The 13,746-nt window shown below is 70.5% G+C and carries 11 protein-coding genes; 3 read left to right on the top strand and 8 right to left on the bottom strand.

All coding sequences use genetic code 11. The features are described 5' to 3' along the window. The first annotated feature begins 83 nt into the window (after window positions 1-83). The 3 genes from QRO03_RS00595 (at window position 84) to QRO03_RS00585 (ending at window position 1,965) form a co-directional block, all read left to right on the top strand. Window positions 84-536, top strand: coding sequence for a GNAT family N-acetyltransferase (locus tag QRO03_RS00595; protein ID WP_285135586.1), 453 nt, complete (start codon window positions 84-86; stop codon window positions 534-536). A gap of 89 nt (window positions 537-625) precedes the next feature. Beyond that, window positions 626-811, top strand: a complete 186-nt coding sequence (locus tag QRO03_RS00590) for a hypothetical protein (RefSeq protein ID WP_285135585.1) — start codon at window positions 626-628, stop codon at window positions 809-811. Between the two features lie 290 nt (window positions 812-1,101). Further along, window positions 1,102-1,965 (top strand): endonuclease domain-containing protein, encoded by an 864-nt coding sequence (locus tag QRO03_RS00585; protein ID WP_285135584.1) that lies wholly within the window; start codon window positions 1,102-1,104, stop codon window positions 1,963-1,965. A 351-nt stretch (window positions 1,966-2,316) separates the two neighbouring features. Here QRO03_RS00585 and QRO03_RS00580 read toward each other — a convergent pair whose 3' ends face one another. From QRO03_RS00580 to QRO03_RS00545, 8 genes are all read right to left on the bottom strand, one after another. Further along, a complete protein-coding gene (locus QRO03_RS00580; protein WP_285135583.1) occupies window positions 2,317-4,134 on the bottom strand; it encodes an ABC transporter ATP-binding protein in 1,818 nt (605 codons plus the stop codon). Next, window positions 4,131-5,987 (bottom strand): ABC transporter ATP-binding protein, encoded by a 1,857-nt coding sequence (locus QRO03_RS00575; RefSeq protein WP_285135582.1) that lies wholly within the window; start codon window positions 5,985-5,987, stop codon window positions 4,131-4,133. Before QRO03_RS00575 ends, QRO03_RS00580 begins: the two co-directional genes overlap by 4 nt. A 437-nt stretch (window positions 5,988-6,424) precedes the next feature. Continuing rightward, window positions 6,425-6,922, bottom strand: coding sequence for a methylated-DNA--[protein]-cysteine S-methyltransferase (locus QRO03_RS00570; RefSeq protein ID WP_285135581.1), 498 nt, complete (start codon window positions 6,920-6,922; stop codon window positions 6,425-6,427). Beyond that, entirely contained in the window at window positions 6,919-8,556 is a 1,638-nt protein-coding gene (locus tag QRO03_RS00565) for an AlkA N-terminal domain-containing protein (RefSeq protein ID WP_285135580.1), read from the bottom strand. Before QRO03_RS00565 ends, QRO03_RS00570 begins: the two co-directional genes overlap by 4 nt. 146 nt (window positions 8,557-8,702) lie before the next feature. Continuing rightward, window positions 8,703-10,691, bottom strand: a complete 1,989-nt coding sequence (locus QRO03_RS00560; RefSeq protein WP_285135579.1) for a hypothetical protein — start codon at window positions 10,689-10,691, stop codon at window positions 8,703-8,705. A gap of 186 nt (window positions 10,692-10,877) precedes the next feature. Further along, window positions 10,878-11,945 carry a glycoside hydrolase family 130 protein gene (locus tag QRO03_RS00555; RefSeq protein WP_285135578.1) on the bottom strand — a complete coding sequence of 356 codons (1,068 nt, stop codon included), beginning with the start codon at window positions 11,943-11,945 and terminating at the stop codon, window positions 10,878-10,880. A gap of 2 nt (window positions 11,946-11,947) precedes the next feature. Further along, complete coding sequence (locus tag QRO03_RS00550) at window positions 11,948-12,775, bottom strand: carbohydrate ABC transporter permease (RefSeq protein WP_285135577.1); 828 nt, start codon at window positions 12,773-12,775, stop codon at window positions 11,948-11,950. After that, entirely contained in the window at window positions 12,772-13,746 is a 975-nt protein-coding gene (locus tag QRO03_RS00545) for a carbohydrate ABC transporter permease (RefSeq protein ID WP_285135576.1), read from the bottom strand. The genes QRO03_RS00550 and QRO03_RS00545 overlap by 4 nt, the downstream gene beginning before the upstream one ends.

Raw genomic sequence — 13,746 nt, 5'->3', positions numbered from 1 at the left:
GATCCCGCACGCACGGGTGACGGTCGTCTCCGACGATGACGGACGATCTTGGGACTCGGTGGCCGTGCCGCTAACCTGGGCGCATGGCTGACCTGCGTCTCGTCGAACTGTCCGCCGCCACCATCGTGGCGGTGAACACTCTGTCGCTCAAGCCCGGACAGGAGCAGTTCCTCGCTCCGATCAGCTACGGCATCGCCGCGACCGTGAGCAATCCGCAGACGTCGTGGCAGCGGGTCGTGCTCGACGCCGACGAGGTCGTGGGCTTCGTCAGCGCGAACTTCGACCCCGAGGCGCACGAGGAGCACTTCCGCTCCGTCCTGTGGCGCATCAACGTCGACGCCGACGAGCAGGGCCGCGGCGTCGGCAGCTACGCCCTCGCCGCCGTGCTCGAAGAGGCACGCGGCCGCGGCATGGACCACGTCGACGTCATCTACGAACCCGGTGTCGGCGGCCCCGAGGCGTTCTTCGAGCGCGTCGGTTTCGAGGCGGTCGGCGAGACGGAGTACGGCGAGATCATCGCGCGCGTGCGCGTCTGAGGTTCCGGCTGCGCGCGGGGCGCGGCGGTTCGCGTGAGGTTTCGCGCGACAGCGTCTGAGGCGGCTTCGCCCCCTCCTACCGTTCGGCTATGACAGGACCGTGGTTCTCCATTCCCTTCGGCGTCGCGCTTGCTGCATACGGCATCGCCCAACTGGGCTCGACCCCGCAGTGGTGGAACATCGCCATGACGGCCATCTTCGTCGTCGCTGCCGCGGCGTTCGTCCTGCGCGGGATCATCGACCTGCGGGCTCGCCGCCGCAGTCCACGTGACTGACGACGCATGCCGCGCACCCGACTCCTGCGGTTCGTGGCGCCAGGAGGCTCCCGACCGCTGAGCCCCGACGCGTGGCGCGGGCAGCGCGACGACGCGCGATTCTCGCAACAAGGCGCTGATCTCGCAGATTTCCGCCCAGGAACTGCGAGGAAGGTGCGGGAGTGCGAGCTTCGTCGCGTGTTCGATGCCGCTCGCGCGTCGCTCCTCCCCAGCGAACCCACGGCCCGGACCATTCACCTCTCAGATGCCGCCACCCCCAGGCCCGTATCGAAAGCCGTCACACTCCTGGCATGGACGTGCACGAGTGGGTGGTGGAACGCGGCGGGATCGTGCACCGCGCGGCGGCAGCGGACGCCGGGTACGACGACCGCCAGGTGCGCGCGGCGGCCCGGGCAGGCTTGATCGAGATCCTTCGACATCGATGGATCGCCGTCGCCTCCATCGCTGATGACCTCCGTACCGCCGCCTTGGCGGGTGGACGCGTCGCCTGCGTCTCAGCCGCCCGGAGAAGGGGCTGGTGGGTTCCGCCGAACGCAGATGACTCGCTGCATCTGCATGTGAAGCCCGGCTCGGCTGCCGACGGCATCCCCCGACCCTTCGCCGGGCGCATTCATTGGACGCGCCCGTTGGCCCCTCCGTCGAGGCACTCCCTCATCGAATCCGTGGAGGATTCGCTCGCTCACGTCGCCGCCTGCCTGGGGCGCGAGGATGCCCTTGTCGTGTGGGAGTCAGCGAGCAGGACCGAACACGTGGATCCGGCGGCGCTTCGCCTGGTGCGGTGGAGGTCCGTCCGGGCGCGAAACATCGCCGAGGCCGTCGGCGGGCTCTCGGACTCCGGCTTGGAAACCATCCTCGTCACGCGCCTCCGAGCTGTCGGACTCGTCGTTCGACAGCAGGTGGTCATTGCCGGTCGACCGGTCGATGGGCTGGTCGGCGAACGTCTCGTCGTCCAGTCGGACGGGTGGGAGTTCCACTCCTCCGCCGCGCAGCGGCGCCGGGACATCGCGCACGATGCGGAGTTGCGTCTGCGCGGCTTCACCGTGCTGCGGTTCTCGTACGACCAGATCGTGCATGACTGGGCGACGGTTGAGCGGACCGTGCTCCGAGCGGTCGCCGCGGGGCTACATCTCCCACCTCGAGCCCCGAAAGGGTGACACCGCACACCGCAGGAGGTCTGGCAGACCGTAGGCGAATCCGCCGAGCACACGCTCCGAGCGTTTCCTCGCAGATAGCCGCCATCCTCGCACCACGGGTCCCGGAATCTGCGAGGAAGATGCGTAGATGCGGGCAAGCGCGGTCGCCCGGAGCATCTGGGCGGCGGCCCGCTCGGGCGCCGGTGACGGCTCTCGCTCGCAGCAAAGCGGGTTCCTCGCAGATTTCCCGGAAGAAGGTGCGAGGAAACCGGCTTCGTGCGAGTCCCGACGCGACCCGAGACAACCACACGGGCGAGACGACGGATGCCACGCACCCCGCGCGGCGCGGGGGCGTGGCATCCGGGGTTGCGGTCAGACGAGCGATTCGCGCCAGGCGGCGTGGAGCTGCGCGAACTTGCCGGTGCCGGCGATGAGGGCGGCGGGAGTGTCGTCCTCGATGATGCGCCCGTGCTCCATCACCAGCACGCGATCGGCGATGGCCACCGTCGACAGGCGGTGGGCGATGATGATCGCGGTGCGGTCGGCCAGCAGCGTCTGCAGCGCGTCTTGGATGAGGCGCTCGCTGGGGATGTCGAGCGACGCCGTGGCCTCGTCGAGGATCAGCACGGAGGGGTCGGCGAGGAACGCTCGAGCGAACGAGATCAGCTGGCGCTGGCCCGCCGAGACGCGTCCGCCGCGCTTGTTCACGTCGGTGTCGTACCCGTCGGGCAGCTTCGAGATGAAGCCGTCGGCGCCCACCGCGCGAGCGGCGGCGCGGATCTCGTCCATCGTGGCGTCGGGCTTGCCGAGCGCGATGTTGTCGGCGACGGTTCCGCTGAACAGGTAGGCCTCCTGCGTCACCATCACGATGGCGCGGCGCAGGTCTTTCGGGTGCAGCCGACGCAGATCGACGTCGTCGAGGGTCACCGCACCCCGGGTCGGGTCGTAGAACCGCGACACGAGTTTGGCGAGAGTCGACTTGCCGGCACCCGTCGTTCCCACGAGCGCGATCGTCTGCCCGGCGGGGATGTCGAGCGAGAAGTGCGGAAGGATGATGCGATCGTCGGAATAGCCGAAGGTGACCTCGTCGAAGCGCACGTGCCCCTTCGCCGTCCACAGGTCGATGGGGTCGGTCGGGTCGGGAACGGTCGGCTCCTCTTCGAGGACGCCCGACACCTTCTCGAGGGCGGCCGTGGCCGATTGGTACGAGTTCAGGAAGAACGCCACCTCCTGAAGCGGCGAGAAGAAGTTGCGCACGTACAGCACGGCCGCGGTGAGCACACCGATCTCGAGCGGACCGGCGATCACTCGCCCGCCACCCCACAGCAGCACGACGGCGACCGAGACGGCGGCGACCGCCATGATGCCTGGCTCGAACGTTCCGAAGAGCTTGATCGAGCGCATGTTGACGTCGCGGTAGTCGGCGGCCAGCGTGCCGAAGTCGTCGTCGTTCCTCGGCTCCTTGCGGAACGCCTTCACCGCGCGGATACCCGTCATCGTCTCGACGAACTTCACGATGACCTGCGCGCTGATCACGCGGGACTCGCGGTAGATCACCTGCGACCGCATGTAGAACCACCGCATGAGCAGGTACATCGGGATGCCCATGACGGTGAGGATCAGCCCCGACTGCCAGTCGATGAGGTACAGCGCGATGAGGGTGAACACGCCGTAGAGCACGCCCGAGACGAGCTCGTTCAGACCGCCGTCGAGGAGCTCTCGGATCGTGTCGAGGTCGCTCGTCTGCCGCGAGATGATGCGGCCCGAGGTGTAGGACTCGTGGAACTCGAGGCTGAGCTTCTGCGTGTGCAGGAAGATGCGCTTGCGCAGGTCGAGCATCACCGCCTGCGTCAGACGTGCGGCGACGACGACGTACCACCCGATGAGCACGGCACCACCGATGCCGGCCAGCAGGTAGATGCCGACGACGCCGATGGTCGGCATCCAATCGCTGCGCTCGATCACCGCGGGCAGCGCGTTGTCGATGCCATACGCGATCAGGGCGGGGCCGGCCACGCGCAACGCGGTCGACACCACGAGCACGGCCGCGGCGAGCACGAGTTGTCCGCGCAACGGCGACACGAGGGTGCCGAGCAGGCGCAGCGAACGCTGACGGATCGCCCGGCTCTCGACGCGGGTGTAGTCGGAGCGGTCTTCGCCGCTGGTTCCGGAGACGGTCGCGGTGGTCATCGGGTCGCCTCCTTCTCGGTGCGGGCGTCATCGGCGATCACGGGGATGGCCCCCGTGCGCGCCTCGCGCTCGGCCTCTTCGAGGCTCGAGATGACGTAACGGTAGTGATCGCTCTCGCGCAACAGGTCGGAGTGCGTGCCGACGGCGGTGATGCGTCCGTCTTCGAGCAGGGCGACGCGGTCGGCCAGGGTGACCGTCGAGGGGCGGTGCGCGACGATGAGGGCGGTGGTCTCGCTGAGCACCTCACGCAGAGCGTCTTCGACGAGGGCCTCGGTGTCGACGTCGAGCGCCGACAGCGGGTCGTCGAGCACGAGCACGGCCGGTCTCGCGGCGACGGCGCGGGCGAGGGCGAGGCGCTGGCGCTGGCCGCCCGACAGGCTCAAACCCTCTTCGCCGATGACCGTGTCCAGCCCGTCGGGCAGGTCGTAGACGAAGCGAGCCTGGGCCACCTGCAGCGCTTCGCGCAGGATCTCCTCCGACTCGGGGGAACCGGGCTCGAGGTCTTCGCGGCCAAGGAGGACGTTGTCACGGACCGTCTGCGAGAAGAGGGTCGCGTCTTCGAACGCCATCCCGACGTGGCGGCGGAGCTCGGCGAGCGTGAGGTCGCGCACGTCGACGCCGTCGATGAGCACGCGTCCGCCCGTGACGTCGTACAGGCGTCCGGGCAGGGTCGTCAGCGTCGTCTTGCCCGAGCCGGTGAGGCCCACGAGCGCCATCGTCTCGCCCGGGCGCAGCACCAGGTCGATGCCGTCGAGCAGATCCGGCTCGGTGTCCACGGCATCCTGATACCGGAAATGCGCTCCCTCGAACGCGAGTTCGCCGCGGGGTGCGGCGATGGTGCGCGGGTTCTCGGGGTCGACGATGGTGTTCTGCTCGTCGAAGACCTCGAAGATGCGGTCGGTCGCAGTACGCGCGTCGAGCAGGAACGAGAAGAGGAAGCCGATCGACTCCATCGGCCACCGCAGCACCGTGGCCATGGCGAAGAACGCCACGAGCTCGGCGACCTGTAGCTGACCCAGCTGCGCCAGCACGATGCCCGCTCCGAGGCACACCGCGAAGGCGATGTCGGGCAGCAGCACGAGCCAGAACCAGATCCAGCCGATCGCGCGGGCCTTGTCGATCTCGGTCTCGCGCAGCGACTCCGCCTGGCGGGTGAACTTCTGCAGCGCGTGCTTGCCGCGACCGAAGGCCTTGAGCACACGGATGCCGTGGACGCTCTCTTCCACCGAGGTGGCGAGGTCGCCCGCCTGGTCCTGGCTTTGACGGGTCAGTGCGCCGTAGCGCTTCTCGAACCGGAAGCCGACGTAGATGACCGGGGCCGAGGTGACGAGGAAGAGCGCGCCCAGCAGCCAGTGCCACCGGAACAGCAGCACCGCCCCGATCGTGATCGTGAGCACGTTGACCACGAGGAGGATGACGCCGAAGGCGAGCCAGCGGCGGAGCATGCTGATGTCCTGCATCATGCGCGACAGCAGCTGTCCCGACTGCCACCGGTCGTGGAAGGCGACCGGAAGCCGCTGCAGACGCGAGTAGAACGACTGACGGAGGTCGTACTCGACCTTGGTCGCAGGCGCGAGCACGAACCAGCGTCGCAGCCACACCATCGCGGCTTCGGCGAGACCGAGGCCGAGCACGGCGAGCGAGCCCCAGACGAGGGCGCGGGCGTCGAGCGAGGCGATGGGACCGGCGACGATCTGCTCGAGCACGAGCGGGATGGCGAGCGCGAGCAGGCTCGCGACGAGCGCCGTGACGGCCCCGGCGATGAGGCGGGGCAGCACGGGACGCGCGATGGGGAGCAATCGCGCGAAAGCGCGCGGTGTCGACAGGCGGGGTGGCGGCGATGAGGTGGTCATGATCCTCGTGGGTCGAAGCGGGCGCCGGGGTGGAGGCGCGGAGAGGGATGCCGGGGGGCGCGACGAAGATCGTCGGTCGGGGCGATGCCGGGGCGCCGGAGCGCGACGCGGAAGCCCTAGTGGCGTCGGCCGGGGCGCGCAGCGACGGAGGGCACGGCGACCGGGACGACGGGGGCGTCGATTCGGTACACGGCATCCTCCTTCATCACGTGGAGCTGCCGCCGGGGGGACGTCAGCCCTCCAGAGTATCCCTGAGAGCTCGCAGGGGGCAAGAGCGTCTTCGTCGCCCGCGCTCGGGCGCGCGCAGCCCAGAGCGATGAGCCGGGGGTGGCGTCCGGCTCACGGGACCGCGCGCACGAACCCATGCGATCAAGCCTGCGCGATCACGCCGCGCGCGCGATCACGCGCGAACGCCCCGCCCGCACGACCCCGCGTCATCACGCCACTCGTTCCCGCGCGAGCAGGCTCTCTTTCACGCTCGTGCCCCAGGCGAAGCCGCCCATGCTCCCGTCGCCGCGCAGCACGCGGTGACAGGGCACGAACAGCGCGACGGCGTTGCGCGCGCACACCGATGCCGCGGCGCGCACCGCCGTCGGCGAGCCCAGCGCCGAGGCGAATCCGGTGTAGGTCAGCGGGGCCCCCGGAGCGATCTCGCGCAGCGCCTTCCAGCCCGCGAGTTGCATCGTGGTGCCCCGCTGGGCCACGACGACGTCGTCGATCGCCGCGAGGTCACCCGCGTAATAGGCGCGCACGGCGTCGGCGGCGGCGGTCTCGCCCGCGACGATGCCGGTCGGCCTGTGCGCGGGGCGCAGCCGGGCGAGCACGGCGTCGACCTCGGCGGTCCACCCCGACACGATCACGTGATCGGCGTCGTCGGCCAGGATGGCGAACGGACCGTCGGGGGTGTCGACGAACTGAAGGGTCGCGGTGGTCATGCGAGGGTCTCGCTCTCTGTTTCGGGACGGGCTGCCGGGGAACCGGCGGGGATCTCGACCGCGAGGCCGGTGACGACGACGTCGGCGCGGGGGCGGCGGGACGCTCGGGGTGGTCGCACCACCTCGGCCACGGCCGCCGTCTCGGCCGGCGCTCGCCATGCCTGCGTGACGGGAGCCGCGTACCAGTAGTGCGCCATGGCGTAACTGCGCCACGGGGCGAGGCGCTCGGACCACGCGGTGAACCCCTGCGGGTCGGAGGGCAGGCCGAGGGCGGCGGCACCGGCGCGCGCCGCGACGTCACCCGGGAGCAGGACGTCGGGATCGCCCAGCACCCGCATGCGCACATAGTCGGCGGTCCACGGGCCGATGCCCCGCATCGCGAGAAGACGCTCGCGCTGCGCGACCCCGTCGTCACCCTGGCTGAGGGTGAGGCTGCCGTCGGCGAGGGCTCCCGCCGCCTCGACGATCGCCCGCATCCGCGCCGCCGGCCCGCGGAGCACCTCGAGTCCGCGCTCGGCGATGACGGCGGGTGCGGGGAACAGGGTCATCGGCTCGGGTCCCACCGCGACGGACTCGCCGAGTTCGGCCGTCAGGCGCCCCTGCATCGTACGGGCGGACGCCACGCTGATCTGCTGCCCGATCATGGCGCGCAACAGCATCTCGTCGGCGTCGATCGCGCCCGGAACCCGCACCCCCGGGATGGCCGCGACCGCCGGAGCCAGCTCGGGATGCTGCGAGAGCGCCTCGTCGACCGCCAGCGGGTCGGCGTCGAGATCGAACAGGCGCCGCACGCGCGTGATGAGGGTGCCGAGGTCGGCGAGAGCAGACAACCGTGCCCGCAGGCGCAGGCGCCCGTCGTCGGCGAGACGCACCTCGAACCAGGCCGGACCGCCGGGCAGACGCACGACGCGCGCGAAGGAACGGTCGCCGCCCACTTCGACGCCGGGGATGGCGTGCGCACGCATCCACCCGAACAGCCCGACCGTGTCGATGGGACCGCGCACCGGCAGGGCGAGGTCGATCTCGCCCGCCGACGCCTCGATCCCCGACGCGTGCGAGCGTCGCGCGCGCAGGTCGCGCGGCGGCATCCCGAACACCTCCCCGATGGTGTCGGTGAACTGCCGGACGCTCGAGAAGCCCGCGGAGAAGGCCACGTCGGCCGACGACAGGTCGGTGCCCACCAGCAGTGCGCGCGCGGTGTGCGCACGGTGGGCGCGGGCCAGCGCGAGGGGCCCGGCGCCGAGCTCGGCCTGCAGCAGCCGGGTGAGGTGTCGAGACGAATAGCCCAGCCGACCGGCGAGCCCGGGCACCCCCTCGCGGTCGACGACGCCGTCGGCGATGAGCCGCATGGCGCGCGCCACGACGTCTCCGCGGACGTCCCACAGAGGCGAGCCCGGTGCGGCCTCGGGCAGGCACCGTTTGCAGGCCCGGTACCCGGCTTCGTGCGCGGCGGCCGAGGTGGCGTAGAAGGTGACGTTCTGTTCCTTCGGCGTGCGTGCGGGGCAGCTCGGGCGGCAGTAGATGCCCGTCGAGCGCACCGCGGTGACGAACTGCCCGTCGAAGCGGCGATCGCGCGACTGGATGACGCGGTAGCGCTCGGTGAAGCCGGGAGCGTCGACGGTCGTGGGAGTCATGGCATCCACCCTGCCATCGACCTCCGACATCGGCTGGCGGAAATCGGACACGGGTGTCGAGGACCACGGCATCCCGAAACGTGACGGCGCCGGCCGGGTCGCGATCGACCTGACCGGCGCCGTGCCGGCGACTCACCCCGGAGGGATCACCCTTCCGCGATGGCGAACCCGCCGGCGCGCACCACCACCGCGACCACGCCGTCCGTCGACGTCGTGCGCAGGAGCGAACCCGAGGCGTTGTACACCTTCACCGTCGACGGCACGCCGTCGGCGCCGATCGTCGTGCGCTGCGGAGCGATGGCGCTGGAGTGCACGAGCTCCCCGCGGGCGTCGCCGCCCAGGACGAGACGCGAGATCCACGGGCGCACGATGAGGCCGTCGAGCGTCAGGTCTCCGCGCAGGGCCGTGACGCGCACGTCCGTGCCCGACACGGGAGCGATCAGCCGGTAGGGCAGCAGTGCCCCGGGCGTGGGCGAGATCCCCTGCGCGGGCCCGGTGACGTTCAGCAGGCCGCCGTTGCGCCAGGTCGAGGTCGTCGTGACGCCCGGCTCGGTCTTCACGACGGGTTCGACCCACCGGCGCACATCGGAGGCGCCGAGGTCCCATGTGGCGCTCTGGCGCGGCTGCAGCGTCAGGCCGTCGCCCGACCAGCTCGACTCCCCCGTCCACGACGACTCGGGGGTGAAGACCGTGCCGTCGGTGCGGGTGGCGTCCTCGGCCTCGACGTACTCCAGCCCGACGCGGCTGTCGACGGCGGTCAGGGCCGTGGCGCGGGCGGCGACCGCCGGGTGCGCATCGAGCGCGAGGGCGGTGAGCAGGCCGTGGATGGTCGACTCCGCGCCGCTGTTGCGGTTGACGGTGCCGTCGGGCTGCAGGCCGTCATAGGTGACACCGGTGGCCGGGTCGTACATCTGCGCCCCGGCGTGGTTGGCGCCGAAGAACCAGGCGGCCTGAAGGCCCGCGAGCTGCGCGAAGGCGTCGGAGCCGGTGGTGTCGGCGAGGGCGAGCAGCGACTGCACGCGCGAGTCGGCGCCATAGGCGATCTGCACACGGTCCGTGGGGCTGGGGTTCCAGCCGTTGTCGGGTCCGCCGGCGGTGAGGAGGGTCGTGGTGAAGCTCGTGGCATCCGTGATCGCCGGCTCGACGAGCGCGTCGTCGTCGAACAGGTCGCCGGCCACGGCGAGCGCGGCGGGCATCTGCGAGCCCCACGCGTGCCAGATCGCGGGCGACTGCGCCCAGGGCAGGACGGCGCCGTAGGGCCACTGGCGGGGGGATCCGGATGCCATGGCGGCGACGCCCTCGGCGAGCTGACGCGCCGCGGTGGCCGAGGTGTCGTCGCCCGCCCTCACGGCGGCGACGAGCCCGAGAACGGCCTCGGCGGAGGCGTCGGCGCCGTCGGTGATGAGCCACGCGGGCACCCTCATGCCATCGGACTCGACGTATTGGCCGTATTTCGACAGGACGTCGCGCTCGATCGCGCCGCGCGAGAGGGCGAGACGCTCCTTGAGGAAGGCGGCGAACGCGGGGTCGTCGTCGGCGAAGGCGGCGTAGCCCTCGCCGAGGGCCCAGACGGTGCGCGCGGTCCAGTAGCTGGGCCCGGAGTCGGAGGGATCGGGGAGCTCGATCGGCTCGGCCGAGGGGTTGAGCTCGCCGTCCGGCTGCATCCAGAGCACGACGTTTCCGGCGGAGGGGCCCTCGGTCGTCTGGTGGTAGGCGACGGTGCGCAGCAGTTCGTACGCCTTCTGGCGGCTGTCCGTGTCACCGGTCAGCTCCCAGTGCCGCGTGTAGACGACGGCGGCGCGGGTGTTGTCGTCGGCGTTGTAGGCGCCCTGACCCCAGTCGCCTGTGGCGGAATCGAGAGGACCGCCGCCCACGCGCTCGAAGGTACCCCCGTCGCGGGCGTCGGCGTAGGTCCACGGGGCGAGGAGCGTGGGCTCCTCGGCCTGGCGGTACGTCGAGTGTCCTGCGACGTCGGCGGGGGGCGTCGCCTCGTCCAGGAGGAAATCGAGGTGGTCGAGGTTCGTCAGCGCGCCGGTCGAGGCGGTGGCGGCCGCGGCCGGGACGGCCGTCAGCGACACGGCGAGGGCGGCAGTGCCCAGCACCGCCGTGATGCGCGCACTTCGTCGTGCGTTCATGGGGGGATCCTTTCGATGGAGGTTCATAGTGCAGGAGATCGGTGCCATCCGTAAGGGGCGACCGCGGCATCGTGGCGAACGGATGCCGACATCTCCGGCGTTGCGCCCGGACCGGCGGAGCGGTCCGGGCGGACGACTGACCCGCGCCGCGCCCGAGCCGTCACGGCACCGGGCGCGGCACGGCGCTCAGTCGGTGCGTTCGAGCAGGGCGACGCCGATCTTCGAGTCCGCCATGCCGTAGAACACGAAGTGGCGGCCGCCGATCTCCTCGATCGCCGTCGGGAACACGACGTTGGGCACGATTCCGCTGCGCTCATCGTCGGTCTCGGGGGCAAGGAGCGGCTCGGGCGTGCGCGCGATGACGCGGCTGGGGTCTTCGGCATCCAGGATCAATGCCCCGGCCGCGTAGTTGACCTTCTGCTGCTGCGAGAACGCGCCGTCGATCACGCCGGTCACCCCGTGGTGCAGCACGAGCCACCCCTCGGGGATGCGCAGCGGCGGCGGTCCCCCGCCGATCTTCAGCTCTTCGAACGGGTACTGCGGCCCCGCGACGAAGCGATGCTGCTCCCACAGGGCGAGTACCGAGAGGTCGTCGCGCACGGCCGCCAGCGGGATGTAGCTGATCCAGATCGACTGGCGCTCGTCGTCGACGCCGGCGGGGACGCGCACGCCCTGGCCGGGCTTGGTCTCACCGAGGTCCCACATCGGTCGGTGCAGCACCGCCAGCGCCTCCGTCCCGTCGGGGGCGGTGACCGGCTCGGGGAAGAACACCGTGTCTTTGTTGTGGAACAGGTTGAGGTCCATGTCCAAGTCGTCCTGGTACCGGAACATCGCCGGCCCCAGGCGTCGCCACTCGCGGAGGTCCTCCGACACGGCGACGGCCGTGCGAGGGCCGAGCGGGCCGTACGCGACGTACGTCATGACGTGAAGGCCCAGCGCCTCGATCCACGTCGTGCGCGGGTCTTCGGTGCCGGCATTGCCGACGCCGCGCTCCCACCCGCGGTCGGGCTGCAGCACGACGCCCTCGCGTTCGACCGAGACGGGCACGCCGTCCTCGACGATCACGCGGGCGATCCCGACGCGCGAGACGTTCCCGGCGGACACCAGACGCGGCAGCAGATACAGCTGGCCGTCGGGACCGCGACCGGATGCCGGGTTCAGCACGCCCTCGGCCTCGTCGGCGTTGCCGGGCTCGGGGGTCATCACCACCCCGACGCGCGTGAGGCGGTAGGGGACGGGGGATTCGGGGGTCATTGTCATCCTTTCACTCCGGATCCGAGGTCGTTCGAGGTGAAGTAGCGCTGGAAGATCAGGAACAGCGCCACAGCGGGGGCGGCGAGCACGACGGCGCCGGCCATCATCGCGCCGAAGGGGTTGGCGGTGGATGCCGCGATGTTGGAGATGAAGTTCGCCAGCGACACCGCCAGCGGCTGCATCGCCGCTTCCTTCGTGATGAGGAACGGCCAGAGGAACTCGTTCCACGGGCCGATGAAGGTCAGCAGCACCGCGGTGAGCAGGGCGGGGCGCACCAGCGGCAGCGCGACGCTCCAGAGCAGCCGGAACTCGTTCGCGCCGTCGATGCGGGCGGCGTCGAAGAGCTCCTTGGGCAGCTGCAGGAAGTACTGGCGGAAGATCACAACGGCCGTGGAGTTGATGAAGAACGGCAGGATCATCCCCAGGTAGCTGTCGCTCAGGCCGTAGTCGCGCGCGATCATGACGTAGAGCGGGATCATCAGCAGCTGGAACGGGATCACCTGCACGAGCAGCACGAGGGCGAAGGTGGCCGAGCGTCCGCGCCACTTCAGCACCGCGAGCGCGTACCCGGCGAGGACGCCGAACACGAGAGTGCCGAGGATCACCCCGCCGGTGAAGATGCCCGAGTTCACCAGGCCCTGCAGCAGGTTGATGCGCCCGTCGATCGCGGTGTAGTTCTCCACCGTCAGGTTCGACGGATGCGGGAAGGCCCCCGCGATCGAGGTGTCGGGGCTCGTCTGCAGCGAACCCGCGATCATGTAATAGAAGGGGAACAGGAAGGCGAGCGCGCCGACGGTCAGCACACCGTAGGTGGCGATCTTGCTTCTCATGATTCCTCCCGTCCGACGAACCGGCGCTGCAGCAGCGCGATGATGAGCACGAAGATGATGAGCACCACGCCGATGGCCGCGGCCACGTCGGGGTTCTGCTGCTCGATGCCCTTCTGGTAGACGAGGAGCACGGGCGACGTGGACGCACCGTTGGGTCCGCCGCCGCTCGTGAGCAGGTAGGGCTCGGTGAAGAGGTTCGCGCCCGTGATGGTCGACAGCAGCACGACGAGGAACGTCGCCGGCCGCACCCCGGGCACCGTGACCGTGAAGAACTGACGGATGCGTCCGCCGCCGTCGACCCCGACGGACTCGTACAGCTCGCGTGGCACGTTCTGCAGCGCGGCGAGGTACAGCAGGATGTAGAAACCCAGCCCCTTCCACGTGACGAACAGGGCGATCGTGGGCATCGCCAGCGCCGAGTTGACCAGCCACGACGGGCTCGGCGCGAGGGGCCCGAGCACGTTGTTGACCAGGCCCGTGTTCGAGAAGAGGAACAGCCACACGGCGACGACGGCGACGGATGCCGTGACATAGGGCACGTAGAACGCGACGCGGAAGAAGGTGCGGGCGCGCACCACGCGGTCCAGCGCCGTGGCCAGCAGGATCGACAGCACCACCGTGAGCGGCACGTTGATGAGCAGGAAGATGCCGACGTTGCCGAACGCCCGCCACACGGCGGGGTCGGTGAGGGCGGTGACGTAGTTGTCGAACCCGACGAACGGGCGCTCGACGTTGGCGCCGGGGGCGGTGAAGAAGTAGTCGTGGAACGACATCCACACCGCGAAGATGATCGGGTACGCGAAGACGACCCCGATGAAGATCAGGTACGGGGCGGAGAACAGGATGCCGAGCGGCTGAGCCCCGAACGGGCGACGTCGCGTCTTGGCCGAGGTCTCCGTGCCCGCCGCACGGCCCGGCCGACCGGGGTCGCCCCCGGTGCGGCCGGCCGTGCCGGCGACGGACGTCGTCAT

Source organism: Microbacterium sp. lyk4-40-TSB-66 (genome assembly GCF_030209475.1).
Classification (GTDB): Bacteria; Actinomycetota; Actinomycetes; order Actinomycetales; family Microbacteriaceae; genus Microbacterium.
This window is presented reverse-complemented; position numbering and strand designations above follow the sequence as displayed.

What these genes read in the sequence shown, in the direction of transcription:
- QRO03_RS00580 (WP_285135583.1), bottom strand. Translation starts at nt 4,134, where the DNA reads ATGACCACCGCGACCGTCTCCGGAACCAGCGGCGAAGACCGCTCCGAC.
- QRO03_RS00560 (WP_285135579.1), bottom strand. Translation starts at nt 10,691, where the DNA reads ATGAACGCACGACGAAGTGCGCGCATCACGGCGGTGCTGGGCACTGCC.
- QRO03_RS00590 (WP_285135585.1), top strand. Translation starts at nt 626, where the DNA reads ATGACAGGACCGTGGTTCTCCATTCCCTTCGGCGTCGCGCTTGCTGCA.
- QRO03_RS00550 (WP_285135577.1), bottom strand. Translation starts at nt 12,775, where the DNA reads ATGAGAAGCAAGATCGCCACCTACGGTGTGCTGACCGTCGGCGCGCTC.
- QRO03_RS00585 (WP_285135584.1), top strand. Translation starts at nt 1,102, where the DNA reads ATGGACGTGCACGAGTGGGTGGTGGAACGCGGCGGGATCGTGCACCGC.
- QRO03_RS00570 (WP_285135581.1), bottom strand. Translation starts at nt 6,922, where the DNA reads ATGACCACCGCGACCCTTCAGTTCGTCGACACCCCCGACGGTCCGTTC.
- QRO03_RS00575 (WP_285135582.1), bottom strand. Translation starts at nt 5,987, where the DNA reads ATGACCACCTCATCGCCGCCACCCCGCCTGTCGACACCGCGCGCTTTC.
- QRO03_RS00555 (WP_285135578.1), bottom strand. Translation starts at nt 11,945, where the DNA reads ATGACCCCCGAATCCCCCGTCCCCTACCGCCTCACGCGCGTCGGGGTG.
- QRO03_RS00595 (WP_285135586.1), top strand. Translation starts at nt 84, where the DNA reads ATGGCTGACCTGCGTCTCGTCGAACTGTCCGCCGCCACCATCGTGGCG.
- QRO03_RS00565 (WP_285135580.1), bottom strand. Translation starts at nt 8,556, where the DNA reads ATGACTCCCACGACCGTCGACGCTCCCGGCTTCACCGAGCGCTACCGC.
- QRO03_RS00545 (WP_285135576.1), bottom strand. Translation starts at nt 13,746, where the DNA reads ATGACGACGTCCGTCGCCGGCACGGCCGGCCGCACCGGGGGCGACCCC.